This window comes from Nemorincola caseinilytica, from assembly GCF_039540515.1.
GTDB lineage: Bacteria > Bacteroidota > Bacteroidia > Chitinophagales > Chitinophagaceae > Nemorincola > Nemorincola caseinilytica.
In genome coordinates this window covers 65,853-81,409 of the sequence record NZ_BAABFA010000005.1, presented here as the reverse complement: position 1 = coordinate 81,409, position 15,557 = coordinate 65,853, and the positions used below count along the sequence as shown (strand labels likewise).

Genomic DNA, 15,557 nt, shown 5'->3' with positions numbered 1-15,557 from the left:
AACGATCGACCATATTAATAACGATATCAATCACATATTATGAGCAACAAACAGCATACCGAGAACGAAGCACCCAAAAAGAACATGCGTTTCATCATCATTCTCGCAGTACTGGTACTGGGAGGTAGCGCATTCGGCATCACCAAATACATACATGCACAGCACCACGAAGAGACCGATGACGCGCAGGTAGATGCTCACATCAGCCCTGTCATACCACGCATATCGGGCTATGTTACAGACGTTAGGGTAAAGGACAACCAGGTAGTGAAGAAAGGCGACACACTGATAGTGCTGGACAACCGTAACGAACTGATACATGTGGCCCAGATGGAGGCTGCCCTCAAAGCTGCCGAGAACAACCTGTCTGTGGCAAATGCCAGCACATCGGCCTCCCGCGCCAATGTTACCGCCTTCGAGGCCAATGTCACTACTGCCAATGCACAGATAGAGGCCGCTAAAGTGACCCTGCGCCGCGCCACACAAGACTATGAGCGCTATGCCAACCTTATAAAGGACCACTCCATCACCCAGCAGCAGTACGAGCAGGCCGAGGCGGCCAAGCTCACTGCCGAGCGCCAGCTGCAGGTGCTTATAGACCAGAAAAATGCCGTGATACGCCAGGCCAGCTCTGCATCATCACAAAGCAATGCTACAGCCCTGCAGGTAAATGTGGTGAATGCCAACATACAGCAGCGCCAGGCAGACCTGGACAATGCAAAGCTCACCCTTTCCTATACCGTTATCACTGCCCCGCAGGATGGCCGTGTATCAAAGGTGACAGTACAGCTAGGCCAGTTGCTGCAGGCAGGTCAGTCCCTGTTCAGCGTAGTGCTCGACGACCAGCCATGGGTAGTGGCCAACTTCAAAGAGACACAGATCAACAAGATGCACGAGGGCCAGGAGGTCACCTTAAAGGTCGATGCCTTCCCCGGTCACGAGTTCCATGGCAAAGTGGCCTCTTTCGCACCTGCTACCGGTTCACGTTTCGCACTACTGCCTCCCGATAATGCCTCCGGCAACTTCGTGAAAGTGGTACAGCGCCTGCCTGTGAAAATAGAGTTTGCGCAAAATGACCAAATGGTAAAAGAACTGCGCCCCGGCATGAACGTGGATGTGGACGTGCATATCAACTAATTACTATCTACCATCTCAGAACCACAGTTCAAAAGGTATGGACCGGGACCATATCACCCAATAGCAGAAAAGGAAATGGACCATTAGCTCGGCGGTCCGGGTCCGGCCTTTTGAACTCAGAATATCTTTAACTATATGCAACAAGAGTCACTTGTAGAATACGGTTCACGGCGGGTCATCATCACCATCACGGCCATCTTCTGCGCCCTGCTGGAGATAGTGGACACCACCATCGTGAACGTGGCGCTCAACGAAATGAAGGGCAACCTGGGCGCCACGCTCAATGAGATAGCATGGGTCATTACGGCCTATGCCATCGGCAACGTCATAATAGTACCCATGACCAGCTGGCTGGCAGCACAGTTCGGCAGGCGCAATTATTTTGCGGCCTCCATCATCATCTTCACCATCTGTTCCTTTCTCTGCGGCAATGCCTCCAATATATGGGAGCTCGTCCTGTTCCGCTTCCTGCAGGGTATAGGCGGTGGTGCGCTGCTCGTTACCTCGCAGACCATCATCACCGAGAGCTACCCGCCCGAAAAACGCAGCATGGCACAGGCCATATATGGTATGGGTGTCATCATAGGCCCCACACTGGGCCCACCCCTTGGCGGTTTCATAGTAGACAACTATTCATGGCCCTACATTTTCTATATCAATATCCCCATAGGTATCATTGCCACCATCCTCACACTGCAATATGTGCGCAGCCCCAAGTATGCCGAGAAAAAATCGGGCAGGGATGTGGATTGGGCAGGTATAGGTCTGCTGGCCGTGGCCGTAGGCTCCCTGCAGTATGTACTGGAGCGTGGTCAGGAGGAAGATTGGTTCGCCAATAGCACCATTACCATGCTCGCTGTGGTATCCGTGTTCAGCTTCTTCTTCTTCATTTGGCGCGAGCTTACCACCAAGAACCCCATAGTAGAGCTGCGCGTGCTGGGCAATGGCAACCTGCGTGTGGGCACCATACTATCCTTCATACTGGGCTTTGGCCTCTATGGCTCTACCTTCATCATACCGCTTTACACACAAAGCATACTGGGGTGGACGGCCCAGCAATCCGGTGCGCTCATGGTGCCCGCGGCCATCACCACGGCCTTTATGATGCCGCTGATAGGCAACATGCTGCAAAAAGGGGTGAAACCGCAGTACCTGGTGGCCATAGGTATGCTCATTTTCTTCCTGTACAGCTTCTGGGGCTACAAGGTACTCACGCCCGATACCGGTAAAGATGCCTTCTTCTGGATGCTCATTTTCCGTGGTATAGGCATGGGTATGCTCTTCATCCCCATCACGGGCCTGTCGCTCTCTACCCTCAAGGGGCAGCAGATAGGCCAGGGGGCCGCCTTTACGGGCATGATGCGCCAGTTGGGCGGATCGTTCGGTATTGCCCTCATCACCACCTTTATGGCCCACCAGAACAATGTGCATCGCAACGACCTGCTGGCCCATGTACAGGCCAACGACCCTGCGGTACAGCAAAGGCTGCATGGCATGGAGCTTTCCTTCATAGGCAAGGGCCTCCCGCCCGATGTAGCATTGCAAAGCGCCTACAAGGCCATGGAAGGTATGATAATGAAACAGGTGGCCGTAATGTCCTACATGGATGTGTTCCTCTACATAGGCATCATGTTCCTCATTTGCATACCGTTCGTACTTATGGTAAAGGCAAAGCAGAACAAACCTGTAGATATGTCAGAGGCCATGCATTGACCGGATCTTATAAATAGGCATAAAGTAAAAGACCTGCTACATAGCAGGTCTTTTACTTTATAAGCTTTCCATTGCTGCTGTTAGTGCATCAAAGGTCAGCGGCTTGGGAATGAATCGATTTACTATGGAATAATCACCCAGTTTCTTATGGTCGCTGTCGAAGGTAGAAGAGGAAACTATGAATATCAGCGGCCTGCCCAGGTCATGCATCTCTTGTTCCAGATAGCTGTCCAGAAAACCGAAGCCATCCATAGTAGGCATATGAATATCCAGGAATATCATCTCCGGCAACCTCGATGGGTCATTGCGGTTCTCTGCTATGTATGCCAGCGCATCTTCGCCCGAGCTGAAACCGACAACATTCTTCGCCAGGGCCTTCTTCTGAATTATGACCGTGGTAAGCGTCCTGTCTATCGGCGAGTCATCTATCACAAATACTGTGCTAAACATTCTTTAATATGATTGATCTGAAAGAACTATGGAATTCTTATCTGTTAACGAATACCAAATGTAATAAATATTTTTTGTTAACACAAACGCATAAATAAAAAAATCTTGTCCAGATGTTCTTCATTATCTTGCACATAACATTTTAAATTTGCGTCGATAAAATATTCGATCGATGAGTGATACGGAAGCCAAATACGCCATAAGGCTGTCGTTCGAGACCATACAGCTACCACCTTTCCGCGATATACTAGTATTGGGAAAGGGGGCAGAGCATGGCCGGTCCGGGCTGGCGCGCGCGCTACAACTGCTAGCCCCCGATCACTTTGAGACCATCGATATTCAGGAAGGCAATGTAGAGGCCGTTTATATAAACAGGCAGGTATTGAAGAAAATATCGCAGGAAAAAATGATACTGGCCCTTAGCAAAAAAGTGTTTCCCTTCGTATCGGAAGGCGAGTTGCTGAAGGTGGACGTAAAAATAGATGTTAGCGCTAATACTGTCGAGTACGAAGCATAGATAGAATATGATCATCAGGAGCCTGATACAAAAAGACTACATAACCACAGGGCCCTACGCAAGCACACAGTCCGTAAAGGATGCTGTCATAGAGCGTAGTGCCGTTGTAGTAATGGAAAACGGCACCGTACATGGCATCCTCACCGCCACCGACCTCCTGTCGCGTCCGCACAACTTGGTCATAGACTGCATTTCCCCCAAGCCTACGGTCACACCTACACACTCTATCAACGAGGTGCTTTATGTCATGCGCGGATCGAAATTCCGCATACTACCCGTGTGCGAGAACAATTCTTTTGTAGGCCTCATCAGCTATGACGACCTCATAGAATTCATGTCCAGGATCATAGATGAGCAAAAGACCATAGTACAAAGCATTGCGCACGACCTCAAAAACCCCATCAGCAGCATCATGGGCCTTTCTTCCCTGCTCAGAAGCAACCTGATGAAAGAAGAGAATATAGAGCTGCTCGACTATACCGATAAGGCCTGCCAGTATGCCTCTGAAATAATAAACGACCTGCTGCTGATACCACAACTGGAGGGCGACCAGGACGAGAAGAACGAATTCGAGCTCACGGAGATAAACTCCTTCCTCGAAGAATGCCTGGAAAGCATGCACACACTGGCCGAAAGCAAGAACATAGTGATGGTGAACGAACTGGCCCCCGAAGACTATTTCCTGCCCATACACAGGTCAAAGCTGAAAAGGGCCATCAACAATCTTATTTCCAACGGCATCAAGTTCACCCCCGAGAACGGCACCATAGGCATCACATCGGTAAAGGATGGCAACGAATTGCTGATAAAGATAAAGGATAGCGGCATCGGCATACCTCTTTCCACGCAGCCATACATATTCAACAAATTCACCAAGGCCAAACGGATGGGTACCAAAGGAGAGCGCTCTATAGGCATGGGCCTCTACATCACCAAGCAGATAATAGAGCAGCACGATGGCTTCCTATGGTTCCAGAGCGCAGAGAAGGCAGGCACTACTTTTTTCATACAGTTGGGCAGCAACCAACAAAACTGATCGCCGATACGCCTAATAGATACGCACAGGTACAGATGTTAAAAAGACAGAAGGCCATGGCCCATTATCTTGCCGCCAATGTATCTTTGCCGCATTCTCCCATAATATCACCCGTATGCTGAAAAAGAGCTTCCTGTCCGTATCATTGGCACTGTGTGCCCTTACTGCTGCCCGTGCACAAGATCATTCCGATCTCGATGTCACCGTCAACAAGTTCCAGACACTGTACAACAATGAGGCGTCCAAAGACATCTTCAATATGTTCTCCGACAGGATAAAGACCCTCATGCCGCAGGAACAGACCACGCAGACCATGACCCAGCTACACCAGCAGCTAGGCGACATGAAGGGGTATTCCTTCGTGAAGCAGGAACAGGGTATCAGCTTCTATAAGGCCGACTTCGAAAAGAGCAGTATGACAATGGCAATATCGCAGAATAGCGATAAAAAACTGGAATCTTTCCGCTTCATGCCCTGGCAGGACGAGCAGGACAAGGACAAGGTCTCCGACCTTGTATACAAAAGCCCTGCGGGAAAGATATATGGCACCTTCTCTATGCCCGAAACGGACAAACGCGTTCCGGTGGTGCTCATCATAGCAGGCTCAGGCCCTACCGACCGCAATGGCAACCAGACCTTGTCGGTAAAGGGCGATACCTACAAAATGCTGGCCGACTCACTGAAAAAAGCCAGTATAGCATCTGTACGTTACGATAAGCGGGGCATAGGCGAAAGCAGTGGCGCCCTGAAGAACGAGGCCGATATGCGCTTTGAGGATATGGTGAACGATGCCGCCGGTATAGCCGCCATGCTGAAGACCGATAAACGCTTCTCCTCCGTTATAATACTGGGCCATAGCGAGGGCTCGCTGGTGGGCATGCTGGCCGCCATAAAGGAGCCTGTGAATGCCTACATATCGGTGTCTGGCCTTGCCAATAGTGCCGACAAGATACTGATACGGCAGATAGCCGCACAGTCTGAAGAGCTGTCGCTCAAGGCCGCTTTTATGCTCGATAGCATGAACAAAGGAAAGAAGATAGAGAATACCGACCCCGAGCTGGCTACCTTGTTCAGGCCATCGGTGCAGCCCTACCTGCGCTCGTGGATGAAGTACGAGCCACGCACCGAGATACAGAAGCTGAACATACCTGTGCTCATAGTGCAGGGCACCACCGATATACAGGTATCCGAAGGTGAGGCCGTTACCCTGAAGGAAGCATATCCCAAAGCTACCCTCAGCGTTATAAAGGACATGAACCATGTGCTGAAAAAAGCCCCCATGGACCGCAAGCAGAACATGGCCACCTATACCGAACCCAAGTTACCACTTGCCCCGGGCCTTATGAGTGCCATCACAGCGTTCATCAGTGCTTCTACCCGGTCTTAGTCCTGCTTTAGGGGTACAAGCTTATTTTGTGTAATGCGCATCTCATAGGCATCTGTATCATCGGCATAGTATAGACGCATCAGCGTATCGCCAAATATCGTATCTCTTCGTACTATGGCGAGGTCATGCATCATCTTGTCGTGCGTAGCCCCCTTGTCAAAGAAGATAGTATCGTGTACTATAGTATAGTTCCCTTTATGCCGGGTCACACCAAAACACCCTACTGTCTTCAGGTATTTGCCATTTGTTTTCAGCCGCAGCCTGGTCAGGCAACCTGCCACACCCTCCCGCTCGGCCACCAGCATGTCATCTCCCTGCAGTGCATCATAGTTTATCAGCCCTAACGGAGCGTATACAGCGCTCCCCAGCACTATGCACAAGATAGCTACCGTTAGTAGCCGCCTGCGATCGCCAAAGCGTTCTATGATGGCTTTCCCAACCTGTGCCACTAGTAGCACCGACAGCACTACGAACAGCAGGAACATAAAGAGGAACATAAAAAAACTTGCCGCTCCCTGCCAGAAGTAAAAAGTATTCACCAGCAGAAAGAGAACTACCGCAACGCCGCGTATCGCTTTTTGCGCCATACGGTCAAGCTACGAAAATTTCATATAAAAAAACCTCGGCAGTATATCTGTATGATACAGGCACAAAAAAACGTGTTCTCATGCTGTCATGAGAACACGTCCAATATGTTCGGTACAAGGTATGTACAGAGAATTATTTCTTCGCTTTGGCAGGTGCTGTCTTCTGCTGGGCGGCCTTGCTCTTCAGCGCAGCCTCGGGCTTCTGAAAGAACATCACAGAAAGTATGCTCAGGCCGCAAACTATGCCTATCAGTGTCCAGGTACCTTTTTCCATCACGTCGCTCGACTGTTTAACGCCCATTACCTGCGAGCTCACAGAGCCGAAAGAACCCTGCAGGCCACCGCCCTTGGGGTTTTGCACCAGTATGAAGAATGCCAGAACAACACAAGCAAGCAGTATGAGTATAGTAATTATGGTGATCATGTTCGTTTTTCCTTTAAGATCTCTTCTATTTTGCGGGCAAAGTACGCATTTTTTTGAGGATTTCGCAAACTTAATTTGCGATACATATCCACCGCCTTGTCGTACTTACCCTGTTTTATATATATTTCCGCCAGCGATTCGCTCGCCAGCCCATCTTCTTTGGTTATAGAGTTCACCGCCATCTCAAAGACGTTCTCGGGTATCTCCTCGTTCTCCTCTTCTATCGCAGCGGCCAGTTTTTCTTTCTGCCACATGGTCTTCAGCGCCTTCTGGTCGCGGTTCTCTTCTTTTTGCCGCTCGGTAGTGCTCTTGAAGTGCAGCAGCCATTCCGAGAAGCTCATTTGCACCATCAGCGCCGTAGCGGCATCCTGTGTACGCAGACTGTCCAGCTCATCGGGTATCTCGGTCGATATCTTTTCGCCCTGCTGCAGAAAGTAGTCTTCCGTATATACAGGGTATATCAGTGGTTTCTCGTTCTTGTGCGGTACATAGGCAGGCATTTCGTCCAGTTCCTCAGCCTCGGCATATGTGTCCTCTTCTACTACCGCCGCCGGGGTACTTTCCACGGTCGTTGTATCACCGGCCTTTTTCTCTTCGGCTGCCTCTGCTGCTACCTGTTGCGGCTCTGCCTCCCCTTCTCCCTGTGTCCAGAAGTTGTTATGCCGGCTCTCCAGTTCCTCCAGCACTTCCTTATTATCTATCACCTCATCTGCCGATGGTGCCGTAGCAGGGACAGGCTCGGCTATAATGTTCTCTTTTTCTATTTCGGCCATGGTAGCCGCCGCATGTTGCTGCAACACTTCCGGCACGGGTATTTCGGGCACCTGTGTTACGGGCGTTACCATATCTGCGGTCACATCTTGTGGTTCTTCTGCCACTGCTACTATCTCTGCTGCCTTTTCGGTCACTTCCTCTGCCACAGGGGCTACAGATCCGTTCACCTCTGCATTGGGCTCCTGTATCGCCTCTTCGGCCACTGCTGCTACCTCGGCGGCTACTGTTTCCGGCTCTTGCACAGGCGCTGCAGGCTCCTTCTGCTCTACTATCACCTTCTGTGCCTTTAGTATAGGCCTGTCATTAGCACGGCTATCGGCTATATCACCTGCCTTGCGGCCACGGGGCACTGTGGCCGCACCGGCGTTCAGAAGGTCGCAGAACAGTACCCAGTTGCCCACATAGGGCATCGCTGCCGACAGCATGGCCGGGGCATAGGGTGCGGCCTGGTGCTTTATGTATGCCTCCAGGTAGCGCGCCGGCACAAAATACGGGAACGACTGCCTGAACCCCGCTATACCGCTATGGTCGCGCTCTGTTATGCGACCGGGATTCTCCAGCAGGTCCGATATATATGCTATGGAGGCTTGTTTTGTCATTCTTCTACAGGGCTACCAATTTACAAAAGCTTTATTAAAAATATCATCGGCCAGCTGATTTCCTATATCCTCTATCAGTGCCCCCTCTACGCTCTGCAGCATCTGCGATGCATTGAAGTCGGAAAAACGGGTGAATGTCTGCGAAAAATTCGCCTTCTCGTTCAGCCTGTTCTTGAACTCTATCTGTACCGATATCGTCAGCCTGTTCTTCGTAGCCACCTGCACACCCTGTGCGGCGGTCACCGTTACCTCGTAGGCCGTTATCTGGCCCGTCATATCATAGTCCGCATCATCATCGGTCACAGGCTTCAGGCCCGTTTGCGATAGTATGCGCCGCTGTATCTTCTGGCTCAGGGTAGCGCTGAGGCTGGGCACCACATTGCGTGCCTTGTTCTCCAGCTGGTGTATGTTTATGGTCTTGCCTTCTATGGTGGCCCCTGAGAAGCTATATACCTTGCAGCCTGCCAGCGGCAGCAGCAAAATGCACAGCAACGACCATATAGATAAAGCACCCCTCATACCAAAGTGGGCAAAATTAATGAATAATGTGACAGGCGGGATATATGATACTCATACACATACGCCTCAACGGATATTTTACCGGCATTATTACATCCATATCCCTTAATTTTGTTACAGACTTTAGGGGTGCCAGTATACCACCGGCTGAGATGATACCCTCTGTACCTGATCAGGGTAATGCCTGCGAATGGGAAAAGTACCGATCTCCTTTACAGCATTTCGGCTGTGCCATACTGTTCTCCCCTGCTGCACCGAAAACTGCTGTTATGATAGTATATGTGAACAACAGGCCATGCGACCTTACCGACGGTTGCGACATAGCGGCCGCGCTGCACACGCTGGGCATACCCGCGCAGAACGGCACCGCCATAGCTGTAAATAGTGATGTGATACCACGCCCCCATTGGCCCACCCATACCCTTAGAGACAACGACAAAGTAATGATAATAAAAGCCACACAAGGCGGATAAGAAAAATAGCAAATTCCAGAGATCAAATTCCAAATAACAAATTCCAAACATCCAAAAACCCAATTCCTAATACCAAATCTCTAATAACTAATTCCCCCAATTCATCATTCAAAATTCATCATTCAAAATAAAAAGCTATGCGGAAAGAAAGGACACCACAGGAAGGAACCATCAGTACAGGAGTATTTCCTTCGTCTAAAAAGATATATGTTGCCGGCAAGCTGCACGATATAAAAGTGGCCATGCGTGAGATATCTGTAAGCCCTACCCGGACAAAGACCTTCGGGGTGGAAGAGCTACAACCCAACCCCTCTGTGACCGTATACGATACCAGCGGCCCATATACCGATCCCGATACCACCATAGAGATCACCAAAGGCCTGCCCCGCCTGCGCGAGCAGTGGATAAAGGACAGGAACGATGTGGATCTGCTGGACCGTTTCTCATCCGACTACTGCAACGAGCGCCTTGCCGATAAAAAGCTCGACGAGCTGCGTTTCGAGCATATAAAGATGCCCTACCGTGCCAAAGCGGGTCAGAATGTTACGCAGCTGCACTATGCGCGCAAAGGCATCATCACCCCCGAAATGGAGTACATCGCCATTCGCGAGAACCAGCGTATAGACGAGGTGATGAACAACAGCGAGCTATGGGCGCAGCACCCGGGCCACAGCTTTGGCGCCAATACGCCTGTCAGATACATAACGCCCGAATTCGTGCGCAGCGAGATAGCCTCAGGCCGTGCCATCATACCCGCCAACATCAATCACCCCGAAAGCGAGCCCATGATCATAGGCCGCAACTTCCTGGTGAAGATCAATACCAATATAGGCAACTCTGCCGTCACATCCAGCATAGAGGAAGAGGTGGAAAAGGCCGTATGGAGCTGCCGCTGGGGTGGCGATACCCTTATGGATCTCTCTACCGGCAAGAACATCCACGAGACCCGCGAATGGATCATCCGCAACTGCCCTGTACCCGTAGGTACGGTACCCATATACCAGGCGTTGGAGAAGGTGAATGGCAAGGCCGAAGACCTTACATGGGAGATATTCCGCGATACCCTCATAGAGCAGGCCGAGCAGGGTGTAGACTACTTTACCATACATGCAGGCGTGTTGCTGCGCTATGTTCCGCTTACGGCCAAACGTGTCACCGGTATCGTATCGCGCGGGGGCAGCATCATGGCAAAATGGTGCCTGGCCCATCACAAAGAGAATTTCCTCTACACGCACTTCGAAGAGATATGCGAAATAATGAAGGCATACGATGTCAGCTTCTCCCTTGGCGACGGCCTGCGCCCCGGCTCTATAGCCGATGCCAATGATGCCGCCCAGTTCGGCGAGCTGGAGACCCTTGGCGAGCTTACCAAAATAGCCTGGAAGCACGACATACAGGTGATGATAGAAGGCCCCGGCCATGTGCCCATGCACCTCATAAAAGAGAATATGGACAAACAACTGGAGTGCTGCGCCGAAGCCCCCTTCTATACCCTGGGCCCCCTCACTACCGATATAGCTCCCGGCTACGACCACATCACATCGGCCATAGGCGCAGCTATGATAGGCTGGTATGGTACGGCCATGCTGTGCTACGTCACCCCCAAGGAGCACCTGGGCCTGCCCAATAAAAAAGACGTGAAAGACGGTGTGATAGCCTACAAGATAGCTGCCCACGCCGCCGACCTCGCCAAGGGCCATCCCGGCGCGCAGTTCCGCGACAATGCCCTCAGCAAGGCCCGTTTCGAGTTCCGCTGGGAAGACCAGTTCAATCTATCCCTGGACCCCGATACCGCCCGCGAGTACCATGATGAGACGCTGCCTGCCGATGGCGCCAAGGTGGCGCACTTCTGCTCTATGTGCGGCCCCCACTTCTGCTCCATGAAGATAACGCAGGACATCCGCGAACATGCACTCAAGGGTATGGAAGAAAAGTCGAAGGAATTCGTAGATGCGGGAAGTGAGATATATTCCTGAGTTGAACCTTGATCCATAGGATGGCTTGATGGCCTTGATGAAGAATATTTCCAATTGACCATATCTGATGTTATATAAAGAAGTGACCGAAAAGATAATTGGTGCAGCCATGCAGGTACATAGCGCTTTGGGTAATGGCTTTCAGGAAGTGATCTACCAAAGAGCATTGGAGATAGAGATGTCGATATCAACGCTCAATTTCGAAAGAGAACGTGAATTACCGATATATTATCGAGATGTTCAGATAGGAACGAGAAGAGTAGATTTTTTTGTAGAAAATAAAATAATGGTGGGACTGAAAGCGGTGGCAGAGCTTAATGATGTTCATTTAGCGCAGGCTATGAATTATCTGGAAGCATACAATATGGAAGTAGGCTTGCTGATCAATTTTGGCGGAAGAAGTTTACAGTTCAAAAGAGTACACAATAATAAAATATTAGGTTAATCATGTTTACCCGATCAAGTAAATCTTTTAATCCAATAAATCAAGGTTCAATACTACTCTCCATCGCCGGCTTCGATCCCTCAGCCGGTGCTGGCCTTCTTGCCGACATCAAGACCTTTGAGGCCAATGGTGTATACGGTATGGGTGTAGTATCTGCACTTACATGGCAGAACGATGTGGAGTTCGACCGCGTGGAATGGGTGGATGTGGCCCGCATAGCAGAACAGGTCACCGTACTCCTACGCCGGTTCGATATACGGTATATTAAAATAGGCTTGATAGAGAACGCAGAAGTATTGACCAGGCTGGTAGGTTTCTTGAAGGCAAGCATAAAGGATCTGGTCATTGTCTACGACCCCATCATCCGTGCCAGTGCGGGTTTCGAATTTCATCACGATCCCTCTGCATTCAGAAACATCCTGAAAGAACTATACTGCATCACACCCAATATACCCGAGGCCCAGTGGCTCTTTGGCAGCGAAGACCTGCACGCACGCCTTGAGGAGGAAAGCGAAACATTGAACATCTACCTGAAGGGTGGCCACAGCGAGGGCGATACGGTAATGGATATGCTCTTCGTACCCGACCATACCTATGTATACCCCAACGACCGCATACCCAATGGCGCCAAGCATGGCAGCGGCTGTGTGCTCAGTGCGGCCCTTACAGCACAGTTGGCCCTTGGTCACGACCTGCCCACTGCCGCAGAGCGTGCCAACCGGTACACCCGGGCATTTCTTGCCAGCAGCCCTACCTTGCTGGGTCACCACAAACCGCTAGTAGCATGAGAAAGATAAGCAAGCTCCACTTCATCACTACCTCTGCCGCCCTGGCCGAACAGGCCTGCCGTGGCGGTGTGGATTGGATTCAACTACGCCTCAAGAATGTCTCGTATGAAGAGTACCGTAAGGTGGCCTTGGAAGTTCAGGACGTATGTAAACGATACAATGCAACCCTCATCATCAACGACCTGCCCCGCCTGGCGCTGGACATAAATGCCGATGGTGTGCACCTGGGTAAAGAAGACATCATGACACCCGAAGAAGAAGCCGCCCTGCTGGCAGGTGGCCACATCATAGGCTGTACCACCAATACGCTGGAAGATATCCTGCACTTTAAGAACAAACCCGTCAGCTACCTTGGCCTCGGCCCCTTCCGCCATACCACTACCAAGCAAAACCTTAGCCCCATCCTGGGTTTGGGCGGCTATAAAAATATAATGGAAAGCCTCCGCACCAGCAGTCAAAAACTGCCGCCGGTGATTGCTATCGGTGGTATTATTCTCTACGATATACCCTCTCTTTTCGAAACAGGAATTCATGGGATCGCCCTTTCCGGCGCCATTGGTAATGCTTCCGATATAAGCGCCAAAGCTGCCGAATTCACAAAACTTGTAAATGATCCAACTGCCAGTAACGATCCTTGGGGCAACAGCGATGCTCAAACAAGAGATATCATCGCTGGTGGCATTGGCGAAATTATTGGCAACATTACATTCAACTAAACATGAACGATACACTCAAAATAGCCGACAAAGTATTCACATCGCGCCTGTTCACAGGCACAGGCAAATTCGGCAACCACCAGTTGATGGAAGACGCCCTGCTGGCCTCGGGCTCCGAGCTGGTCACAGTGGCCCTCAGGCGTGTGAGCATCGATGGCGAGGACGATGATATCCTGCGCCACCTGCACCATCCGCATATCCACCTCCTGCCCAATACATCAGGCGTGCGCAATGCCGATGAGGCCGTATTTGCCGCAAAGCTGGCCCGCGAGGCCCTGCAGACCAACTGGCTGAAGCTGGAGATACACCCCGACCCCAAATACCTGATGCCCGACCCCATAGAGACGCTCAAGGCCGCCGAAAGGCTGGTGAAGGAAGGTTTCGTGGTACTCCCCTACATCCATGCCGACCCTGTACTGTGCAAGCGGCTGGAAGAGGTGGGCGTGGCCGCCGTTATGCCCCTGGGCTCGCCCATAGGCAGCAATATGGGCCTCAAGACATTAGAGTTCCTGCACATCATCATAGAGCAGAGCAATGTGCCTGTGGTGGTAGATGCCGGTATAGGTACGCCCAGCCATGCTGCGGCGGCCATGGAGGCCGGTGCCGATGCCGTACTGGTGAACACCGCCATAGCCGTTTCCGGAGACCCCGTGCGCATAGCCACTGCCTTCCGCATGGCGGTAGAGGCCGGGCGTATGGCCTACAACGCAGGCACCGCAGCCATACGCACCCAGGCCGAAAGCAGCAGCCCGCTTACCGATTTCCTCAACTGATGATATTTGGTCACAGGTGCATTCGTTCATTTGCAATAACTTTATAGCATGGATAAGGCGCTTATCGTAATTGCCGAAGATGATGTTGACGACAGGTTTCTCGTAAAGGCCGCTTTCGATGAGAGCGGCTATACCGATACGCTTGTATTCGTAGAGAATGGCGTGGAGCTTACCGACCTGCTGCAAAAAAAACTAAAGGAGGGGAACATGCCCCATCTCATACTCCTCGATCTGAACATGCCCAAAAAGGATGGCCGCGAGGCCCTGCGCGAAATAAAGCAGGACCCAGCCTTCTGCAAGATACCTGTCATCATTTTCAGTACCACCAACAATATACAGGAGATAGCCCGCTGCTACGAGACGGGCGCCAATTCCTACATCACCAAGCCCAATAGCTTTGAGCAGCTTATCAACATCCTCTCTACGGTACGCAACTACTGGATAGAGATAAACAGCAGCGCTATATAGCTGCGCTCCCTACCTGCTGCACCCACATGCAGCCATGATCGGCAGCGGCATATCCCCGCAGCGTTATGGGTAGTGGCACCACCTCGGCCAGTTGAAAGTCTATGCGCGCCTCGCATATCCCATCTTCCTCATGCAGGTACGTTATAGGCAGGTGCTCCATGAAGCTCACCAGGCCTTTTTTGCCATGCCATTTATACACGGCCTCCTTGGCACACCATGCCAGGGTTATCAGCCGGTGATCGTTCCGGCAAAAGGCCTGCTCTGCCTCCGACAGGAATTTTTGCTGTATACCCACTATGCGCGGTGTCCACATCTGTATATCTATACCGGTATCCTCGCGGGTATCCAGTATGGCCGCAGCATACGGCCACGAGTGCGATACAGAGAAATAAAAGCTGTTATCGTCCAGCCGGGGCTTGTTATGCTGGTCGCGCACCACCCTGTGCAGCGGAAAATCCCGCTCCAGGTGCCGCAGCAGGTAGCGGCCCGCCAGGTGCTCCATGCGCCGTTTCTCATTGTTTATTTCCGGGTACAGCCCTGTATGGCCGGTAAAGAAAGCCTCCGCCTCCTCTATCTTCCATACGGCGGCAAGGCCGCTGTCGCTTATGTCCCATTCCCTTAGCAACGGCATAGGCCACAAAAGTATTCAGTAGCTGCACAAAACGCTCATTTAATAACTACTTATATGTAGTACAGGCACCTCTAATTTGAGCCGCAAAAGTTATCTTTGCGCAAAGCCTTTCCATTAAAATATCATATTTGATATATAATGGTC

General features: G+C 51.2%; 18 protein-coding genes and 1 riboswitch. Of the genes, 12 read left to right on the top strand and 6 right to left on the bottom strand.

The genetic code is table 11. The annotated features are described in order from the left end of the window. The first annotated feature begins 39 nt into the window (after positions 1-39). Entirely contained in the window at positions 40-1,137 is a 1,098-nt protein-coding gene (locus ABD843_RS02660; protein ID WP_345078104.1) for an HlyD family secretion protein, read from the top strand. Between the two features lie 135 nt (positions 1,138-1,272). Beyond that, positions 1,273-2,850 carry a DHA2 family efflux MFS transporter permease subunit gene (locus ABD843_RS02655; protein ID WP_345078101.1) on the top strand — a complete coding sequence of 526 codons (1,578 nt, stop codon included), beginning with the start codon at positions 1,273-1,275 and terminating at the stop codon, positions 2,848-2,850. A 57-nt stretch (positions 2,851-2,907) separates the two neighbouring features. On the opposite strand, the gene ABD843_RS02650 is transcribed toward ABD843_RS02655, so the two are convergent. Then, positions 2,908-3,300, bottom strand: coding sequence for a response regulator (locus tag ABD843_RS02650; RefSeq protein ID WP_345078098.1), 393 nt, complete (start codon positions 3,298-3,300; stop codon positions 2,908-2,910). A gap of 172 nt (positions 3,301-3,472) precedes the next feature. Between ABD843_RS02650 and ABD843_RS02645 the strand changes: the two genes are divergently transcribed. The 3 genes from ABD843_RS02645 to ABD843_RS02635 all read left to right on the top strand — a co-directional run bounded on the left by ABD843_RS02645 (position 3,473) and on the right by ABD843_RS02635 (position 6,240). After that, complete coding sequence (locus tag ABD843_RS02645; RefSeq protein ID WP_345078096.1) at positions 3,473-3,817, top strand: hypothetical protein; 345 nt, start codon at positions 3,473-3,475, stop codon at positions 3,815-3,817. A gap of 7 nt (positions 3,818-3,824) precedes the next feature. After that, positions 3,825-4,853 carry an ATP-binding protein gene (locus ABD843_RS02640; protein WP_345078093.1) on the top strand — a complete coding sequence of 343 codons (1,029 nt, stop codon included), beginning with the start codon at positions 3,825-3,827 and terminating at the stop codon, positions 4,851-4,853. Between the two features lie 115 nt (positions 4,854-4,968). Then, the gene (locus ABD843_RS02635; RefSeq protein ID WP_345078090.1) at positions 4,969-6,240 is read left to right on the top strand and encodes a serine aminopeptidase domain-containing protein; all 1,272 of its coding nucleotides are present in this window, start codon (positions 4,969-4,971) and stop codon (positions 6,238-6,240) included. Here ABD843_RS02635 and ABD843_RS02630 read toward each other — a convergent pair. From ABD843_RS02630 to ABD843_RS02615, 4 genes are all read right to left on the bottom strand, one after another. Next, the gene (locus tag ABD843_RS02630; protein ID WP_345078087.1) at positions 6,237-6,827 is read right to left on the bottom strand and encodes a hypothetical protein; all 591 of its coding nucleotides are present in this window, start codon (positions 6,825-6,827) and stop codon (positions 6,237-6,239) included. The two genes, ABD843_RS02635 and ABD843_RS02630, sit on opposite strands and share 4 nt — an antisense overlap. 133 nt (positions 6,828-6,960) lie before the next feature. Then, a complete protein-coding gene (secG, locus tag ABD843_RS02625) occupies positions 6,961-7,251 on the bottom strand; it encodes a preprotein translocase subunit SecG (protein ID WP_345078084.1) in 291 nt (96 codons plus the stop codon). After that, entirely contained in the window at positions 7,248-8,624 is a 1,377-nt protein-coding gene (locus ABD843_RS02620; RefSeq protein WP_345078081.1) for a tetratricopeptide repeat protein, read from the bottom strand. Before ABD843_RS02620 ends, secG begins: the two co-directional genes overlap by 4 nt. A gap of 12 nt (positions 8,625-8,636) precedes the next feature. Further along, the gene (locus tag ABD843_RS02615) at positions 8,637-9,143 is read right to left on the bottom strand and encodes an LptE family protein (RefSeq protein WP_345078078.1); all 507 of its coding nucleotides are present in this window, start codon (positions 9,141-9,143) and stop codon (positions 8,637-8,639) included. A gap of 115 nt (positions 9,144-9,258) precedes the next feature. Next, positions 9,259-9,356, top strand: a riboswitch (TPP riboswitch). A 56-nt stretch (positions 9,357-9,412) separates the two neighbouring features. Here ABD843_RS02615 and thiS point away from each other — a divergent pair. The 7 genes from thiS (at position 9,413) to ABD843_RS02580 (ending at position 14,782) form a co-directional block, all read left to right on the top strand. Next, positions 9,413-9,616, top strand: a complete 204-nt coding sequence (thiS, locus tag ABD843_RS02610) for a sulfur carrier protein ThiS (RefSeq protein WP_345078075.1) — start codon at positions 9,413-9,415, stop codon at positions 9,614-9,616. A gap of 137 nt (positions 9,617-9,753) precedes the next feature. Further along, on the top strand, positions 9,754-11,592 hold the full coding sequence (gene thiC / locus ABD843_RS02605) for a phosphomethylpyrimidine synthase ThiC (protein WP_345078072.1): 1,839 nt from the start codon (positions 9,754-9,756) through the stop codon (positions 11,590-11,592). Positions 11,593-11,659: 67 nt separating this feature from the next. Further along, the gene (locus ABD843_RS02600) at positions 11,660-12,037 is read left to right on the top strand and encodes a GxxExxY protein (protein WP_345078069.1); all 378 of its coding nucleotides are present in this window, start codon (positions 11,660-11,662) and stop codon (positions 12,035-12,037) included. A gap of 2 nt (positions 12,038-12,039) precedes the next feature. Beyond that, the gene (locus ABD843_RS02595) at positions 12,040-12,825 is read left to right on the top strand and encodes a hydroxymethylpyrimidine/phosphomethylpyrimidine kinase (RefSeq protein ID WP_345078066.1); all 786 of its coding nucleotides are present in this window, start codon (positions 12,040-12,042) and stop codon (positions 12,823-12,825) included. Beyond that, on the top strand, positions 12,822-13,541 hold the full coding sequence (gene thiE / locus ABD843_RS02590) for a thiamine phosphate synthase (protein WP_345078063.1): 720 nt from the start codon (positions 12,822-12,824) through the stop codon (positions 13,539-13,541). The genes ABD843_RS02595 and thiE overlap by 4 nt, the downstream gene beginning before the upstream one ends. Before the next feature lie 2 nt (positions 13,542-13,543). Further along, positions 13,544-14,314, top strand: coding sequence for a thiazole synthase (locus ABD843_RS02585; protein WP_345078060.1), 771 nt, complete (start codon positions 13,544-13,546; stop codon positions 14,312-14,314). 48 nt (positions 14,315-14,362) lie between these two features. Further along, positions 14,363-14,782 (top strand): response regulator, encoded by a 420-nt coding sequence (locus ABD843_RS02580; protein ID WP_345078058.1) that lies wholly within the window; start codon positions 14,363-14,365, stop codon positions 14,780-14,782. Here ABD843_RS02580 and ABD843_RS02575 read toward each other — a convergent pair. Then, positions 14,775-15,413, bottom strand: a complete 639-nt coding sequence (locus tag ABD843_RS02575; protein ID WP_345078055.1) for a 4'-phosphopantetheinyl transferase family protein — start codon at positions 15,411-15,413, stop codon at positions 14,775-14,777. The genes ABD843_RS02580 and ABD843_RS02575 overlap by 8 nt on opposite strands. Positions 15,414-15,557: the final 144 nt, after the last annotated feature.